The 13,958-nt window shown below is 62.6% G+C and carries 14 protein-coding genes and 1 pseudogene; 5 read left to right on the top strand and 10 right to left on the bottom strand.

The window, feature by feature from the left end:
• Positions 1-2: 2 nt before the first annotated feature.
• Together X756_RS164705 and X756_RS164710 are read right to left on the bottom strand one after the other, a co-directional pair.
• On the bottom strand, positions 3-269 hold the full coding sequence (locus X756_RS164705) for a hypothetical protein (protein ID WP_023728230.1): 267 nt from the start codon (positions 267-269) through the stop codon (positions 3-5).
• Positions 266-535: a hypothetical protein gene (locus X756_RS164710; RefSeq protein ID WP_023728229.1), complete on the bottom strand. Its 270-nt coding sequence runs from the start codon at positions 533-535 to the stop codon at positions 266-268. The genes X756_RS164705 and X756_RS164710 overlap by 4 nt, the downstream gene beginning before the upstream one ends.
• A 323-nt stretch (positions 536-858) precedes the next feature.
• Between X756_RS164710 and X756_RS164715 the strand changes: the two genes are divergently transcribed.
• Both X756_RS164715 and X756_RS164720 read left to right on the top strand, forming a co-directional pair.
• Complete coding sequence (locus tag X756_RS164715; protein ID WP_023728228.1) at positions 859-1,041, top strand: hypothetical protein; 183 nt, start codon at positions 859-861, stop codon at positions 1,039-1,041.
• 203 nt (positions 1,042-1,244) lie between these two features.
• Positions 1,245-2,879, top strand: coding sequence for a sulfotransferase (locus tag X756_RS164720; RefSeq protein ID WP_023724948.1), 1,635 nt, complete (start codon positions 1,245-1,247; stop codon positions 2,877-2,879).
• Positions 2,880-2,886: 7 nt separating this feature from the next.
• On the opposite strand, the gene X756_RS164725 is transcribed toward X756_RS164720, so the two are convergent.
• Positions 2,887-3,240: a DUF1428 domain-containing protein gene (locus tag X756_RS164725; protein WP_023683729.1), complete on the bottom strand. Its 354-nt coding sequence runs from the start codon at positions 3,238-3,240 to the stop codon at positions 2,887-2,889.
• 71 nt (positions 3,241-3,311) lie between these two features.
• On the bottom strand, positions 3,312-3,740 hold the full coding sequence (locus X756_RS164730; RefSeq protein ID WP_023672011.1) for a glyoxalase/bleomycin resistance/extradiol dioxygenase family protein: 429 nt from the start codon (positions 3,738-3,740) through the stop codon (positions 3,312-3,314).
• Positions 3,741-3,960: 220 nt separating this feature from the next.
• On the opposite strand from X756_RS164730, the gene X756_RS164735 reads away from it, so the two are divergent.
• Entirely contained in the window at positions 3,961-4,575 is a 615-nt protein-coding gene (locus X756_RS164735; protein WP_023728227.1) for a glutathione S-transferase family protein, read from the top strand.
• Between the two features lie 48 nt (positions 4,576-4,623).
• Here the strand turns inward: X756_RS164735 and X756_RS1000000169215 are convergent, their stop codons facing one another.
• The 5 genes and pseudogenes from X756_RS1000000169215 to X756_RS164755 form a co-directional block, all read right to left on the bottom strand.
• Positions 4,624-4,797: a hypothetical protein gene (locus X756_RS1000000169215; protein WP_023672009.1), complete on the bottom strand. Its 174-nt coding sequence runs from the start codon at positions 4,795-4,797 to the stop codon at positions 4,624-4,626.
• A 148-nt stretch (positions 4,798-4,945) separates the two neighbouring features.
• Positions 4,946-5,923, bottom strand: a pseudogene (locus X756_RS164740) (ATP-binding cassette domain-containing protein); the annotation flags it as partial.
• A 41-nt stretch (positions 5,924-5,964) separates the two neighbouring features.
• Positions 5,965-6,300, bottom strand: a complete 336-nt coding sequence (locus X756_RS164745; protein WP_023728225.1) for a hypothetical protein — start codon at positions 6,298-6,300, stop codon at positions 5,965-5,967.
• 215 nt (positions 6,301-6,515) lie between these two features.
• Positions 6,516-9,692 carry an excinuclease ABC subunit UvrB gene (uvrB, locus tag X756_RS164750; RefSeq protein WP_023728224.1) on the bottom strand — a complete coding sequence of 1,059 codons (3,177 nt, stop codon included), beginning with the start codon at positions 9,690-9,692 and terminating at the stop codon, positions 6,516-6,518.
• Positions 9,693-9,814: 122 nt separating this feature from the next.
• Positions 9,815-11,080 carry a hypothetical protein gene (locus tag X756_RS164755; protein WP_023728223.1) on the bottom strand — a complete coding sequence of 422 codons (1,266 nt, stop codon included), beginning with the start codon at positions 11,078-11,080 and terminating at the stop codon, positions 9,815-9,817.
• A gap of 146 nt (positions 11,081-11,226) precedes the next feature.
• Between X756_RS164755 and X756_RS164760 the strand changes: the two genes are divergently transcribed.
• Complete coding sequence (locus X756_RS164760; protein WP_023728222.1) at positions 11,227-12,273, top strand: CapA family protein; 1,047 nt, start codon at positions 11,227-11,229, stop codon at positions 12,271-12,273.
• A gap of 46 nt (positions 12,274-12,319) precedes the next feature.
• Positions 12,320-13,288: a DUF3137 domain-containing protein gene (locus tag X756_RS164765; RefSeq protein ID WP_023728221.1), complete on the top strand. Its 969-nt coding sequence runs from the start codon at positions 12,320-12,322 to the stop codon at positions 13,286-13,288.
• A gap of 116 nt (positions 13,289-13,404) precedes the next feature.
• On the opposite strand, the gene X756_RS164770 is transcribed toward X756_RS164765, so the two are convergent.
• Positions 13,405-13,899, bottom strand: coding sequence for a DUF2314 domain-containing protein (locus X756_RS164770; RefSeq protein ID WP_023724939.1), 495 nt, complete (start codon positions 13,897-13,899; stop codon positions 13,405-13,407).
• Between the last annotated feature and the right edge of the window lie 59 nt (positions 13,900-13,958).

Genomic DNA, 13,958 nt, shown 5'->3' with positions numbered 1-13,958 from the left:
TGTCAGACTGCCTGGCTGTCGGGGACAGCCGGGGCGTCCGCTACTTCGAGGTTGTCTTCCGTGGTGACCCGCTCATAGGTCTCCTCCTCGCTGCGGATGCGATATTGCGGCGAGCCATCCTTGACCGGCAATCTGCTCTTGATCTGAAACAGCTCGGCGGTCTGCTGGGCGAGCCCGCTGCGGCTCTTCATGCGCACGGTCTGGCCGATGGCGAAGAGGTGCGAGGGCGTATCGGTGCGCGGACGCGCATTCTGCTGGAAGCGGATCATGCTGCGTTCTCCTGGTCGCGCCTCAGCGCTGTTTCGAGTTCGAGGTAGTCGATGGCGACAAGCTGGCTGGTGGCCGGGTTCTTCACCGCCCTTGCCGGCAAATGGATGAAGGTGGCGACGCGACGCCAGGCAAGCCGCGACATGCCCTCGATCAGCTCTTCGTCGTGATCGATGTCATAGTCGCCGGCCGGCAGTTGCCCTTCCAGCACGCCAAGCACGAAGGGTGCCGCGAAATGGGCGATGGAACGGGTGGTGCGATCCGGCATTGGCTTGGCTCTGGTTCGTCGATGCTTTCCGGCATCAACCGGGAACTCAACCATCGGCGATTGGAATGAGTTTGGCGGGTCGAGTATCTCCGACGCCGCTATATGCCAAGCTTGACCCAAAAAACGATCTCAGATCAATAATCCGAAATTGTTGGTTATTCAAGCTGATTTCCGCCACGGCTCGACCGGTATAAAAAATTTCTCGTATAAACCCCTAATAAATCTGCTATCGTGGAACAATATCAGCCAATTTCTTATTTAGAGAGCATCGGAATAATTATTCCGGTGCCCCTAAGATTATTTTTCACGAAAGGCAAAAATATATGAGATTCATGAAAACGCCGGATCGTCCGACCGCAACAATCGAGCCAATCGTCCTCTTCCCCAAGGCAATATCAGTGCGCCTGACGATAAGAAGCGACGAAGCGGCACGGCGCAAGATTGCCGACACCGACGGCACGCTACGGCGGGAGCGCCGGCTCGCCGAGAGCCACCGGCTGATTTGAACGCTACATTTTCCTGGAATTCCTCTAGAGTTTCGAAGAGGTCCGCGCCCTTGGCGAGCCCACTCTTCCCTTGAACCTGCAGCGCCGATGGCCTAGATCGCGGCAAGCGGACAAAACACGGCAGGTTTCCCATCAACAGAGATCAGAGAAGAGCGGCGGGTGCTGGAGCTGGCGGACAGGCGCCGCTGGGCCTCGACCAATATGTGCAGCAGGCGCTGCAGCTGCATCAGGCCGGGCGCCGGCAGGAGGCCGAGACGCTGTACCGGCAGGTGCTGGCGCGCAAGGCCAATCACCCGGCAGCGGCGCATTTCCTGGGCCTGTTGCTGCACCAGACCGGGCGCAGCCCCGAAGGGCTGGAGCTGATCGAGCAGTCTGTGCGTCTGCAGCCGAAGAATCCCGATTTCCTCAACAATCTCGGCACGGTGATGCGCGATCTCGGCCGCGTTGCCGCGTCCGCCGATTTCTTCCGCGGCGCGGTCGATCTCAAGCCCGACCAGCTCGCGGCACGCGACAATCTGGGTTCGGCGTTGAAACAGCTCGGCCAGTTCGAGGCTGCGGAGGACATCTATCGCGGCACAATCGGGCGCAATCCCTTCCATGTCCGCGCCCGCATCGGGCTTGCCGAAACGTTGCAGGAAGCCGGTCGTCTGGATGAGGCGCTGGCGACCTTTCGCGAGGCGCTGACGATCCGGCCCAAGGATGCCGACCTGTTGCATGGGCTCGGCGTCGGGCTGATGGAAAAAGGCAAGCTCGATGAAGCGGCAGACCTGTTTCGGCAGGCGTTGGCGATCACGCCAGGCATGGCAAAGGCCTGGCTGATGCTGACGCAGGTCAAGCGCCAGAAGGAGCGCGACGCCGAACTCGCCGGCATGGAGGCCCAGCATGCCAAGGCGCCGGCCGACAGCCTGGCACGCATGCAGCTGTCCTTCGGTCTCGGCAAGGCCAATGACGATTTGAAGGACTATAACAGGGCCTTCGACTATTTCGCTGAAGGCAATGCGATCCGCCGCAAGGGCATCGATTATGATCCGGTCAGGACGCGGGCCGAATTCGAGGCGATGAAGACGGTGTTCAACGCCGGCTTTTTCGAAAAGCACAAGCCAAGTGCAATCTCCGACGACACGCCGATTTTCGTCGTCGGCATGCCGCGCTCCGGCACCACGCTGGTCGAACAGATCATCGCCAGCCATCCACAAGTCTATGGCGCGGGCGAGCTCAGCATGTTGAAAACCGCGGTCGGCAAGCAATTTCCGCTGACCATGCCGGGAGGTTTCCCCTGGGGACTGGTCGATGTATCCGACGCGGAGTTTGCGGAGGCGGGCCAAGCCTATCTCGACATGCTGCATGAGCGCTATCCCAACTTCAGGCATGTCACCGACAAGATGCCCGGCAACTTCCTGCTCATCGGCTTCATCCATATGATGCTGCCGAAAGCCAAGATCATCCATTGCGCGCGCGATGCGGCGGCGACCTGCCTTTCGATCTACAAAGTGCATTTCCGCGGCGACAACCACCGCTACGGCTATGATCTGGGCGAGCTCGCCGATTTCCACAACATCTACACCGACATCATGGCGCATTGGCACGATGTTCTGCCGGGCGTCGTCCATGACGTGCGTTACGAGGATTTCGTGGCCGACCAGGAGGGACAGACGCGGGCGCTGATCGGGCATCTCGGCCTGTCCTGGGACGACAAGGCGCTGTCGTTCCACGAGACCGACCGCCCGGTGCGCACGGCCTCGGCCGCGCAGGTGCGCCAGCCGATGTATCAGGGCTCGGTCGATCTCTGGAAGCGCTATGGCGACAGGTTGAAGCCGCTGCTGGACAAGCTGGACTGAGCAGCGGCTAAAGCTCGATGAAGGGCTGGAAGCCGCCGAAGATCATGCGCTTCATATCGAAGGGCATGGGCCCCAAATCGGGTGTCAAACGGGGATCGGCCATCACCTTGGCCATTACCGCGTCGCGGCTTTGCCTGGACGAATAGACGGCCCAAGCAAAGACGACGATCTCGTCGTCTTTTGCCTGAACGGCACGCGGAAACGAGGTCAACTCACCATAGGGCACGTCGTCGGCGATACATTCGACATAGGCGAGCGCTCCGTGTTCCTTCCATATCGGGCCTGCGAGGTTGGCCAGCTTCTTGTAGTCATCGATATTTGCCTTCGGCACGGCGAGCACGAAACCATCGACATAGGACATCAGGTTCTCCTTGGAGTATCTCACAAAGCTCCTTACCGGCGTCAGCCGGTGAGGAGCTTTGTCAGCGGTGGTCAGTCTTTCTTCGCCGGCGCGTTCATCGCCCATTCGACCCCGAAGGGATCGCGCATGTTGCCCCACTGGTCGCCCCAGAACATCAGCTGCAGCGGCACTGCGACTTCGCAGCCGGCATCGACCGCGCGCTTCCACCAGTCATCGATCTCGTCGGCGCCGAGATGGAGCTGCATGGTATAGCCCTGCGGCTTGACGGCAGGCATGCCGTTTTCGGGGTAGAAATCGGAAATCATCAGCGTCGAGCCGTTGATGTGGAGATGGATGTGCATGGTGCGGCCCTGCTCATCGGGCGGATAGAAGAACACCTGCTCGGCGCCGAAGGCCTTCTTGTAGAATTCGGCGGCCTTGAAGGCGCCGTCCAGCTGCAGATAGGGGGTCAATCCACCGAGAACTTTCGCGGCCGGCTGAATGGGGGTCTGGTCGGTCATGTCTTGTTCCTCTTTGGGTTTGGTCTGGGCGCTTGGTCTGGCCTTTGCGAACCTCAGGACGAACGAGGCGGCGGCAATCCTACATGTCTGATGCGATTTTTTGCGCCGATGCGATTTTTGGGGTGAAATGAACTTGCGTCGGCGGCGCCCAATCAGAGCGCAATCCTCGGTATGAGCAGGCTAGAAAAGGGGACTGCTTCTCCAACCCGCTGAGACGACAATGATCCTCTATTACCAGACCCATTCGCCCTTTGCGCGCAAGGCGCTCGTCTTCGCCCATGAGGTCGGGCTTGCCGACCGGCTCGAGGTCATTCATCACGAGACCAGCCCGACCTTGCGCAATGCCCGTGTCTACGCCGAAAACCCGCTCGGCAAGGTGCCGGTGCTGCTGCGGCCGGATGCGTCGCCGCTCTTCGATTCCGATGTCATCTGCGCCTATCTCGATACGCTGCATGATGGCCGCAAATTGCTGCCGCAGGACGGCGAAGCGCGCTGGCAGGCGTTGCGGCTGCAGGCGGTCGCCCAAGGCCTAGCGCAGACGGGCATAGGCCTGCGCTGGGAGACGGAAAGGCGGCCCGAACAGTTGCGCTATGCAGCGCTTGCCGAAGGCTACCGGGAAAAAATCGAGGCCAGCTATGACTGGATCGAAAGCGCGCTGGACGACGAGACATCGCTCCATGTCGGCCACATAGCGCTTGCCACCACGCTGTCCTGGATGACGTTCCGCCAGCTGCCGTCCTTTCGCGCGCGGGCGCGGCTGACGCGCTGGTTCGAGGCGTTCGAAAAGCGTCGATCGATGCAGGCGACGCCGCTGTCGGGCGATACGCATGACTGAGCAACGGTCGCCCCGCGGCGGCCTGCATCGATTTTCCCGACCGCATGGTCAGGGCGCCCTGCAGATCCGCGGGCCGTTTTGCGCGTCGATGAGGATTTCCGGCCAGCCGATATCCTTGCGCAGTTCGATCGGCAGGGCCAGAAGCTCGCGCTCGCTGCGATAGCGGGCGCGGTTCTGTGCGTAACGGGCGGCGACGCGGCCTATGGATGACAGGATGGACATGATGCGTTCTCCTCAGATGAAGCCGGCATCATCGTGTCGGCATCCCAAGGACGCAGCAGGTTCAGGCGATCCGACAGAGCGCTGAAAATATTTGCGGGAGATGCGAAAGCATGGGCCGCAACACGGTACGGCCCATGGTGGTAGTTCCTCAGCCCGCCGTTTCAGCCACCGAGCGGAAGAAATCCTCGGGGTCTTCGACTTCGGTCAGCTTCCGCTTGTCGATCAGCCAGAAGCGGTTGCCGATGGCGCGGATGAAGGAACGGTCATGCGAGGCGAGCAGGCAGCTCGCCTGATGTTCCAGCAGTTCCGCTTCCAGCGCTTCCTGGCCGTCTATGTCGAGATGGTTGGTCGGCTCGTCGAGCAGGTAGAAGTTAGGGTTGGCGAGCCTGAGCGCCAGCATCATCAGCCGCGCCTTCTGGCCACCGGACAGCACGCCGATCTTTTTCTCCTGCATCTCGATGACCACGCCGGCGCCGGCAAGCAGCGAGCGGGCGCGTTGCTCGCCGACATCGTAGCGGTGCGAGACCAGGGCCAGCGGCGTGTCGTCGCCACTGATGCCGGCCAGCGCCTGGTCGCTGTAGCCAAGCACCGTCGACGGCGTCACCTTGACGTTCGGCACCGTGTCCGGCTCGGCGATGGCGTTGCGGATCAGATCGACGAAACGCGACTTGCCGACGCCGTTGCGGCCGAGCAGCACGATGCGATCGCCCTGGCAGATGTGGCGCTTGCCGGTCTTGAACAGCAGCATGCCGTCCGGCGTTTCCACCGTGGCGTCGTCCAGCGTAATCAGCACCTTGGCATGGGTGCCGCGGTTGGCCAGCCGGATCGCGCCGGCTGATTTCTCGCGATGCGCCGATACCGCGGCGTCTTCCAGCTTCTCCGCCCGTTCCCTGAGTTGCTTGGTCTTCACCGTCAAAAGGTCGCTGCCGGAATTGATGCCGATGTTGTTGAGCTTGGCGGCCTGCTTGCGCAGCTGCTGCGCCACCTTCATGTCGCGCTCGAACCGGCGCGCCGTCGAAGCGTCCAGGTCGTCGAGCGCTTGCCTCGCCCTGGAATAGGGCAGTGCAAACACCGGCGAGTCCTCCGGGCGCAAGAACAGCGTGCGGTTGGTGACAGCGTCGAGAAAGGTGGCAAGTGGGCGGGTCGGTTGGCAATCGGCCGCTACTGTCACACGGGCCTCAGATGGCCTCCGCTCACTCCGTATTCCCTGTTTGGATCCAGCAGGAAATGTCCGAACACTGCGCTCCTGTGAAGATCAACAACGATCACAAGCAGGGCGTTGAACCTGCCGGTGCCAATCAGAACTTGATCGAACCGGTTTTGGGCATCCCGGTAGACATAGTGGACGTCGTTCAAATAGGGCAGGCCGATCTCATCGAGATCCAGCGCCTCGACATACGGCCATATGTCCACGGCAGCCTCTGCCTTGGCGGTGACGTTCGTCATGGGCTCGGCGAAGCAAGCCTTGAACTCGTCTTCCTGAAGTCTGCGCGTGACGATCATCACGCATTCTAGTGGCCGGCGTCGAAAATTCGCAACGGTGCAGCGGGTCGGTTCTTACCTTCTCCCCTTGTGGGAGAAGGTGGCCGAGCGAAGCTCGGTCGGACGAGGGGTGTTCCAGAAAACACCAACGTCTCACTCCGCTGGAACACCCCTCAACCGTCTCGGCGCTGCTCGCCGATCCACCTTCTCCCACAAGGGGAGAAGGGGAAGGGCGCTTACTTTCCTGGCCGTCCCGTCTTCCCCGGCCGCCGCTTATCACGACGCGCATCGCCTGGGTCCTCGTAGGAGCCGATGCCAGCACGCTGGCGAATGATTGGCTTGGGGGAATCGTCGCGATCCTTCGCGCCCCCCTCTGTCCTGCCGGACATCTCCCCCACTTGGGGGGAGATTGGGTTTGGCTTGGCCGGCACTTTTCCTTCGACCGGCTTTTCGGTCCGCCGCACGGTCATCTCGTCCAGCGAGTTTTTCTTGAACAGCGGCTTGGTGGCATCGCCCGGAATGCCGAAGTCGGAGCCGTGCGCTTCCTGCGCCGACTGTTTCTTGAACAGCGAGCGCGACACCGCGCCTGACGGTGTCGGCATGTCGGTACCAGGCCCCATATCGTCGATCGACGGCTTGGCAAACAGCGGTTTCTTCACCGGCACGGCGCCGTCGGCACCCATTTCGTCGAGCGCCGGCTTGCGGAAGAGGTTGGACCGGGCAGCCCTGGCCGCCTCTTCAGCCGCGCGTGCGTCGTCGAACTTGCGAAAACGCTCCTGTTCCTCAGCCGTACGGTGCTTGGCCACGCCCTTGTTGTGCTTGCCCTTCTCGCGGCCGGAGACCGGGCTTTCCATGTCGGCGTATTTGGCCAGAGGGTCTTCCGAGATGGACAGTTCCATCTCGCGCAGCCGCTTGATCTCGTCGCGGATGCGGGCGGCCTTCTCGAAGTCGAGATTGGCGGCGGCGTCGCGCATCTGCTTTTCCATGGCGTCGAGATGAGCCTTGAGATTGTTGCCCATCATCGCACCGGCGCCGTCGGTGAACTGCGAGATATCGGCGCGGACATGGTCCTTCTCGTAGACCGAGTCCAGAATGTCGGAGATGCGCGACTTCACCGATTCCGGGGTGATGCCGTTGGCCGCGTTCCATTCCATCTGCTTTTCGCGGCGGCGGTTGGTCTCGGCCATCGCCCGCTCCATCGAGCCGGTGACCTGGTCGGCATAGAGGATGACCTTGCCGTCGACGTTGCGGGCGGCGCGACCGATGGTCTGGATCAGCGACGTCTCGGAGCGCAGGAAGCCCTCCTTGTCGGCGTCGAGGATGGCGACGAAACCGCATTCGGGAATGTCGAGGCCTTCGCGCAGCAGGTTGATGCCGACCAGCACGTCGAAAGCGCCGAGGCGGAGATCGCGCAGAATCTCGATGCGCTCCAGCGTGTCGATGTCGGAGTGCATGTAGCGAACGCGCACGCCTTGCTCATGCAAATATTCGGTCAAGTCTTCGGCCATGCGCTTGGTCAAAACGGTGACCAGCGTGCGGTAGCCGGCGGCCGTGGTGTCGCGGATTTCGCCGACGACATCGTCGACCTGGCTTTTCGCCGGGCGGACTTCGACCGGTGGATCGATCAGGCCGGTCGGGCGGATGACCTGCTCGGCGAACACGCCGCCGGCCTGTTCCATCTCCCAGGCGCCGGGTGTCGCAGAAACCGCGACGGAGAGCGGTCGCATGGCGTCCCATTCCTCGAAGCGCAGCGGACGGTTGTCCATGCAGGAGGGCAGGCGAAAACCATACTCCGCCAGCGTCGCCTTGCGCCGAAAGTCGCCACGATACATGCCGCCGATCTGCGGCACGGTGACGTGGCTTTCGTCGATGAAGACCAGCGCATTGTCCGGGATATATTCGAACAATGTCGGCGGCGGATCGCCCGGCTGGCGTCCCGTGAGATAGCGCGAATAGTTCTCGATGCCGGCGCAGGAGCCGGTGGCTTCCAGCATCTCAAGATCGAAGCGGCAGCGCTGTTCGAGCCGCTGTGCCTCCAGCAGGCGGCCGGCGCGCTCGAGCTCGACCAGCCGGTGCTTGAGCTCCTCCTTGATCGACTTGATCGCCTGGTTGAGCGTTGGACGCGGCGTCACATAGTGCGAGTTGGCGTAGATCTTGACGCTCTTCAGCTCGCCGGTCTTCTGGCCGGTGAGCGGATCGAATTCGGTGATCGCCTCGATCTCGTCGCCGAACATCGAGATGCGCCAGGCGCGGTCCTCAAGGTGGGCCGGGAAGATTTCGATCGTGTCGCCGCGCACGCGGAACGAGCCGCGCACGAAATTGATGTCCTGGCGCTTGTACTGCTGGGCGACGAGATCCGCGAGCAGAGCCCGCTGGTCGAGCCGGTCGCCGATCTGCATCTGGAAGGTCATCGCCGTGTAGGTCTCGACCGAGCCGATACCGTAGATGCAGGACACCGAGGCGACGATGATGACGTCGTCGCGCTCGAGCAGCGAACGCGTGGCCGAATGGCGCATCCGGTCGATCTGCTCGTTGATCGAGGATTCCTTCTCGATGAAGGTGTCGGTGCGCGGAACGTAGGCTTCCGGCTGGTAGTAGTCGTAGTAGGAGACGAAATACTCGACCGCATTGTCGGGGAAGAATTTCTTGAACTCGGAATAGAGCTGCGCGGCCAGCGTTTTGTTGGGCGCCAGGATCAAAGCAGGGCGCTGCGTCTGCTCGATCACCTTGGCCATGGTGAAGGTTTTGCCGGAGCCGGTAACGCCGAGCAGCACCTGCGTGCGGTCATTGTTATCGACGCCCTCGACAAGATCCTTGATGGCGGTCGGCTGGTCGCCGGCCGGCTCGAAATCCGACACCATCTTGATGGCGATGCCGCCTTCGGATTTTTCCGGGCGGGCAGGGCGGTGCGGCGTCCACAGCACGCCGTCCTTGTGCAAGGGGTTGCCGGATTCGATCAGCGCCGACAGCGCCGCGACCGTGGCGGTGACGCTGCCCGAGGCCATGGTCTCGGCGTCTTCCAGCGAGATGTCGAGGCCGGCGACCGGATTGAGGCCGGCTGCGGTGCGTTCGCGGGCCGTGGCCGCGCCGCCCATCGAGGTGCCGCGCGAACTGCGGCCGGGCGCAGCGGACCGCTCCGGGATCTTCTTCGCGGACTTTGGCGATCCACCATCGCTCTTACCGGTGAGACGGCCTTCCTTCTCGGCCTCCTGCTCGATCTGCTCGGCCCAGTCGGCAATCGAGCCGCTCAGCGGCGCGCCGGTGAAGTCGGCCTGCGGCGCCTCGGCGAAGCCGCCTCTGTGCAGAGGCTCCGAGGCATCGAGGAAATCGGTCAGCGGGCTGCGCCGCTTCGGCGGCGAAGCGCCGTTGTCACCCGCCGGAGACGGTGTCTTTTTGTCAGGGAGTTTGGCCATGCCCCAAATATGGGCAGAGTCCGCCAAAATGGAAAGAGTGCAGTGGCGAAGGGCGCTAAGCGGGTCGAAGCTCCTGACACAAGGGTGTCAGGAGCTGTGTTACGCGAAGCCAGGCCGCCTGCTCAATTGAACCACAGCGCGAAGGTCAAAAACCCACCGCCACCGAACTGGCGCTGGATCTGGTCGAACTCGCCGCTGGTCACGATCTCACCGCTCTCGAGGTAGGGCGCGATGGCCGGGCCGGTAATCGACAGCACGAGGTCGAAAGGCTTCGGTTCTTCGAAGAAACGCTTCATGTTGATGCCCTGGCCGGTGCTGGCCGTGATGCGGAAATGCGGCAGCAGCTTGCGGCCTTCCAAAAGGTCTTCGGCCATGGTCAGAGTGGCGAGCCAGGCCTCGACCTGCTCCTCGCCGACTTCGAGCCCGGTGAGCGGGTTCTCGCCCTTCTGCTGCGGTCCCGGCAGCCATTCGCGGTCATTGTCGGTCTCGGCGCGGATCGCCTTCCAGTCCTCGCGCGACAGCCGGATGATTTCGAGCAGATGGCGGCGCGCCGCTTGACGGCGCTCGGGCTCGACCACCGGCCAGTTGACGAGGTGAACCATGGAGATGAAATCCGCGATGCGCCATTCCGATGAGAAGATGCTGCTGCCCATGTCGCCGGCGGGAGGCACGAGAATGTCCTGCAGCGGCAGTTTGGCGCGCGGAAACAGCATGTGGAACGAGCCGTCGAACATGGTCCTGAAATCATGCGCCAGCCAGAAATCGGCCTGCGCCATCAGGAATTCGGCATAGCCCTGCAGCCAGAAACCGTCGGCGCGGTCGAAGCGGAATGTGAGCGAGGAAGCGGCGCCGTCCGACGAGGTACCGCCGCGCGACAGCGAGGCCATGATGGCGGCCATGCTTTCATCCGGCGCGATGGCGCCGTCTTCGTTGAGATCGATGCCGGCATGGGTGAGGTCGACGACCATGCCGATATCGGCATCGGCGGGTACCGAGCCCAGAGTGGCCGCGGATGTCTCCAGCCGGTCGCGGAAGGCGACCAGAATGGCGCGGAACTGCTCATAGGTCAGCGGTTCGGGATCGGGATTGTCCGGAATCGGCAGCCGCATCAGCGGCAGCATGAAGGATTGCGGGCTTTCGAACCCGTGGCGGTGCAGACCGCCGGCGAGGATTTCCAGCGCGGTGAAGAATTCGCCGGCGCCGGCGGCATAGGCTGACGCCGGATCGCCTTTCGCTGCAGACTCAAGCGTTGTGAGCGCACGGTTGCGCTCGGTCACCGTTTTGGCCTCGAACAAAGCGGTTGCCGCTTCGGGCGCGGCGGCGCGGGCCGAAGATAGCGGCAGCAACAGGAGGAAGGCGGACGCCAGCAGGCCTGCAAAACGTGTCATCTCATCCCTCCACTATGCGATGCGCAGACATTACACGCATTTGGCGCCGTGTCTGCCGGCGGCAGTGTTTCAAGGACTGACGGTCGACACTTCCCGGGCAGACCGTCTACACAAGCTAACCGATTGGGCAAACGATTGGGCGTCGCGTGTCGAACTATCCGCTTTCCTACAAACTGTCATGGCTGCCGCGCTTCCTGAAGCCGTCGCTTGGCGGCGATGTCAGGGATTTTGCGCCCATCGCGGCGACGACACTCATCGATCCACCGCCAGGGCGGAAGGTGCGGCTGGCCTTTGTCGGCGATATTTCGGCGGTGGCCAACCGTAGTGCGCCGGAGTGCGATCCGGAAATCGCAAAACTCTTGGGCTCAGCCGATCTGGTGATCGGCAATTGCGAAAGTCCGGTCGTCGAGCGGCCGAGCGTGGCGTTTGGCACGCGGCTTGGCACGCACCATGCGATGAGCGAGCGGTTTCTGGCGGATGCGCTGGCGGCGCTGGGCGTTGCGCGTGAAAAGCTCGTGCTGTCGCTGGCCAACAACCATGTGCTCGACCAGGGCGTCGCCGGTTTCGACGAGACGGTTGCGGCGCTGAAGCGGCTTGGCATCCGCACCATCGGCACCGCGAAAAAAGGGCCGGTCGAGCAGGTCAAGGCCGGGCCGCTGACGATCGGCTTTGCCGCTTTCACACTGTGGCGCAATGCCGACGCCGCAGTTTTCAATGAGCGTGTGTCGATGCAAAGCTATCCGGCGGCATGGCCGAGAGGCGCGGCCGACAAGAACATCGACCTCACCTGTGCGGTGCCGCACTGGGACTGGGAGTTCCGGCATTTTCCGCAGCCGCAAACGCAAACGCTGGCGAGGTTGCTGGCCGGTCACGGCGTCGGGCTGATTGCCGGGCACCACGCCCATGTCGTGCAGCCGGTGCAATGGGTCGGCAAGACGCTCGTGGCGTACGGGCTTGGCGACTTCCTCGGCACGGCGCTGGAGCGACAGCCCTGGCCCGGCCGCATCGGCGGCATTTTCGTCGTCGATGTCAGCGCCGATCTCGGCAAGCGCGGCGCGATCGCCGGCTACCGGATGCATCCCTTCATGCGGCTGCGCTCAGGCGGGCATGAGCGGTTGGTTCCGGTCGAGGCGCTGACTGGCCGGATGAAGGGCAAGGTCGAGGCCAGGCTGAAGGCGATCTTTGGCGACTGACGACTTTCCCGCTATCATAGGCATAATATGACTTTGCGAGGGGGCGATGGAAGCAGCTGAGTTCATGCCTGATGAAGCGGTGGTCGCCGGCATCAGGAAGAATATCGAGATCTATGAGGCTGGACGGGCTTCGGCCTGCCGCCAGGTGCGCTGGCGGGTGCCGGTGTTTCTGGGGCTGCTGCTGGTTTTTGTCGTGCTGGTGGCCTGGCTGTTCAACAAGGTCGCCGACTTGAACGAGCAATGGTTCTCGACGCCGCATGTGTTCCTCTATGTCGGCGGTTTCTTCGCGGCGCTGCTGCTGTACTTCCTGGCGATCAGGCCGGCGACGCGGCTGCAGCAATCGTTCCGTGACACGCTGCTGCCGATCATCTTCGGCTTCATCAGGGATGTGCGCTATCAGCACAGCGTGACGCCGAATTCCTTCGACCGGCTGCCGCGCGCCGTGGTCGGCGCCTTCAACCGGCAGAGCTTCGACGACATCGTGTCAGGCCGCTACGAGGATTTTCCGTTCGAGCTCTACGAGGCGGAGTTGCGCCAAGGTTCGGGCAAAGGCTCGTCGACGGTCTTCAAGGGCGTCATCGTTGCGTTCGAGACGATCGCGCCGTTCCCCGGCATATTGGTTGCGACGCGCCGCAGCAACGCGGTGGTCGGTTTCTTCCGCGGCATCTTCGCCGGCAAGATGCAGGAACTGTCCAGCGGCGATCCGCTGCTCGACGGCGACTACGAATTTCGCACCGACAATGTCGCCGCCGCGCAGCCGCTGGTGAGCGGCCGGTTGGCGCAGGCGCTGAAATGGCTGCACGAGACATGGCGCGATGATCCGGCGCGGGTGGCACTTAATGGCAGCGATGGCTTCCTGCTCTTGCCGCAGCCGAAGAATTTCTTCGAACTGCCCGCCATTTCCGTGCCGCTCGATTACACCAAGCACATCGCGCCGATGATCGCCGATATGGGCGCGATCTTGGCGACGGCGGCGCTGGTGCGCAAGATCGGCGCGACGGATGGCGAGGCCTAAAGCGCCGCGCGTCGAAACGAATTCATGCGACGCGCTTCAGGTCTTGTTTTCATGCATATCGTTGCCCCAAAACGGCGGTCCTGTTTGGGCGCATGCATTAGCCAGGCTGCCGCGCGTCAGCAGGCGAAGCCGTAGTTCTGGCGATAATATTCGACGTCTTCTTGCGCCATCGTCTTGAACATCACGCAGACGGTGAAGCTGCCGACCTGGCGACCGTTTTTGGTGTAGCCCCAGTCGGAAATATCGTCCCGGTTGAATTCGAGTTCCTGGCCGGCCACGACATTGTGCACCGCTTGCGGCTCATTGGCCAATGTTCCTGCAAAGCCGGTCGCGGTCTTGTGGAAGGGGATGATCCAGAAATGCTCCGAGGCGTCTCCGTCCCTGACCTCGACTTTCAATTTGTAGCTGGTTGTCCCGGCTGGCGGCGCATCCGACAAGGACAGGAATTCATCGAGGCTGGCGCGCGCCTGCGCAATGGCCGCCGCCATGTCCGGATCGTCCCTGGCGACGCCTACAACCTTGTCGCCGCCCTGGCCGGAATCCTGCGCACCGGCCGGAATCGGCGCCAAGGCCAGCACCAGGGACAGCACGGTTCGAACTGCATGCTTCATGAAATGGCGCTCCTGCGTGTCGATGCCTGACACCATCATGCATCTATCTGGAGTTTTCA

This window comes from Mesorhizobium sp. LNJC405B00 (assembly GCF_000502615.1).
GTDB lineage: Bacteria > Pseudomonadota > Alphaproteobacteria > Rhizobiales > Rhizobiaceae > Mesorhizobium.
The sequence above is the reverse complement of the archived record's forward strand: the minus strand, read 5'-3'. Positions and strand labels throughout refer to the sequence as shown.

Excerpts from the sequence above, each read along its gene's own strand:
- X756_RS164705 (WP_023728230.1), bottom strand. The coding sequence starts at position 269 with ATGATCCGCTTCCAGCAGAATGCGCGTCCGCGCACCGATACGCCCTCG.
- X756_RS164710 (WP_023728229.1), bottom strand. The coding sequence starts at position 535 with ATGCCGGATCGCACCACCCGTTCCATCGCCCATTTCGCGGCACCCTTC.
- X756_RS164715 (WP_023728228.1), top strand. The coding sequence starts at position 859 with ATGAGATTCATGAAAACGCCGGATCGTCCGACCGCAACAATCGAGCCA.
- X756_RS164725 (WP_023683729.1), bottom strand. The coding sequence starts at position 3,240 with ATGTCCTATGTCGATGGTTTCGTGCTCGCCGTGCCGAAGGCAAATATC.
- X756_RS164730 (WP_023672011.1), bottom strand. The coding sequence starts at position 3,740 with ATGACCGACCAGACCCCCATTCAGCCGGCCGCGAAAGTTCTCGGTGGA.
- X756_RS164735 (WP_023728227.1), top strand. The coding sequence starts at position 3,961 with ATGATCCTCTATTACCAGACCCATTCGCCCTTTGCGCGCAAGGCGCTC.
- X756_RS1000000169215 (WP_023672009.1), bottom strand. The coding sequence starts at position 4,797 with ATGTCCATCCTGTCATCCATAGGCCGCGTCGCCGCCCGTTACGCACAG.
- X756_RS164745 (WP_023728225.1), bottom strand. The coding sequence starts at position 6,300 with ATGATCGTCACGCGCAGACTTCAGGAAGACGAGTTCAAGGCTTGCTTC.
- uvrB (WP_023728224.1), bottom strand. The coding sequence starts at position 9,692 with ATGGCCAAACTCCCTGACAAAAAGACACCGTCTCCGGCGGGTGACAAC.
- X756_RS164755 (WP_023728223.1), bottom strand. The coding sequence starts at position 11,080 with ATGACACGTTTTGCAGGCCTGCTGGCGTCCGCCTTCCTCCTGTTGCTG.
- X756_RS164765 (WP_023728221.1), top strand. The coding sequence starts at position 12,320 with ATGGAAGCAGCTGAGTTCATGCCTGATGAAGCGGTGGTCGCCGGCATC.
- X756_RS164770 (WP_023724939.1), bottom strand. The coding sequence starts at position 13,899 with ATGAAGCATGCAGTTCGAACCGTGCTGTCCCTGGTGCTGGCCTTGGCG.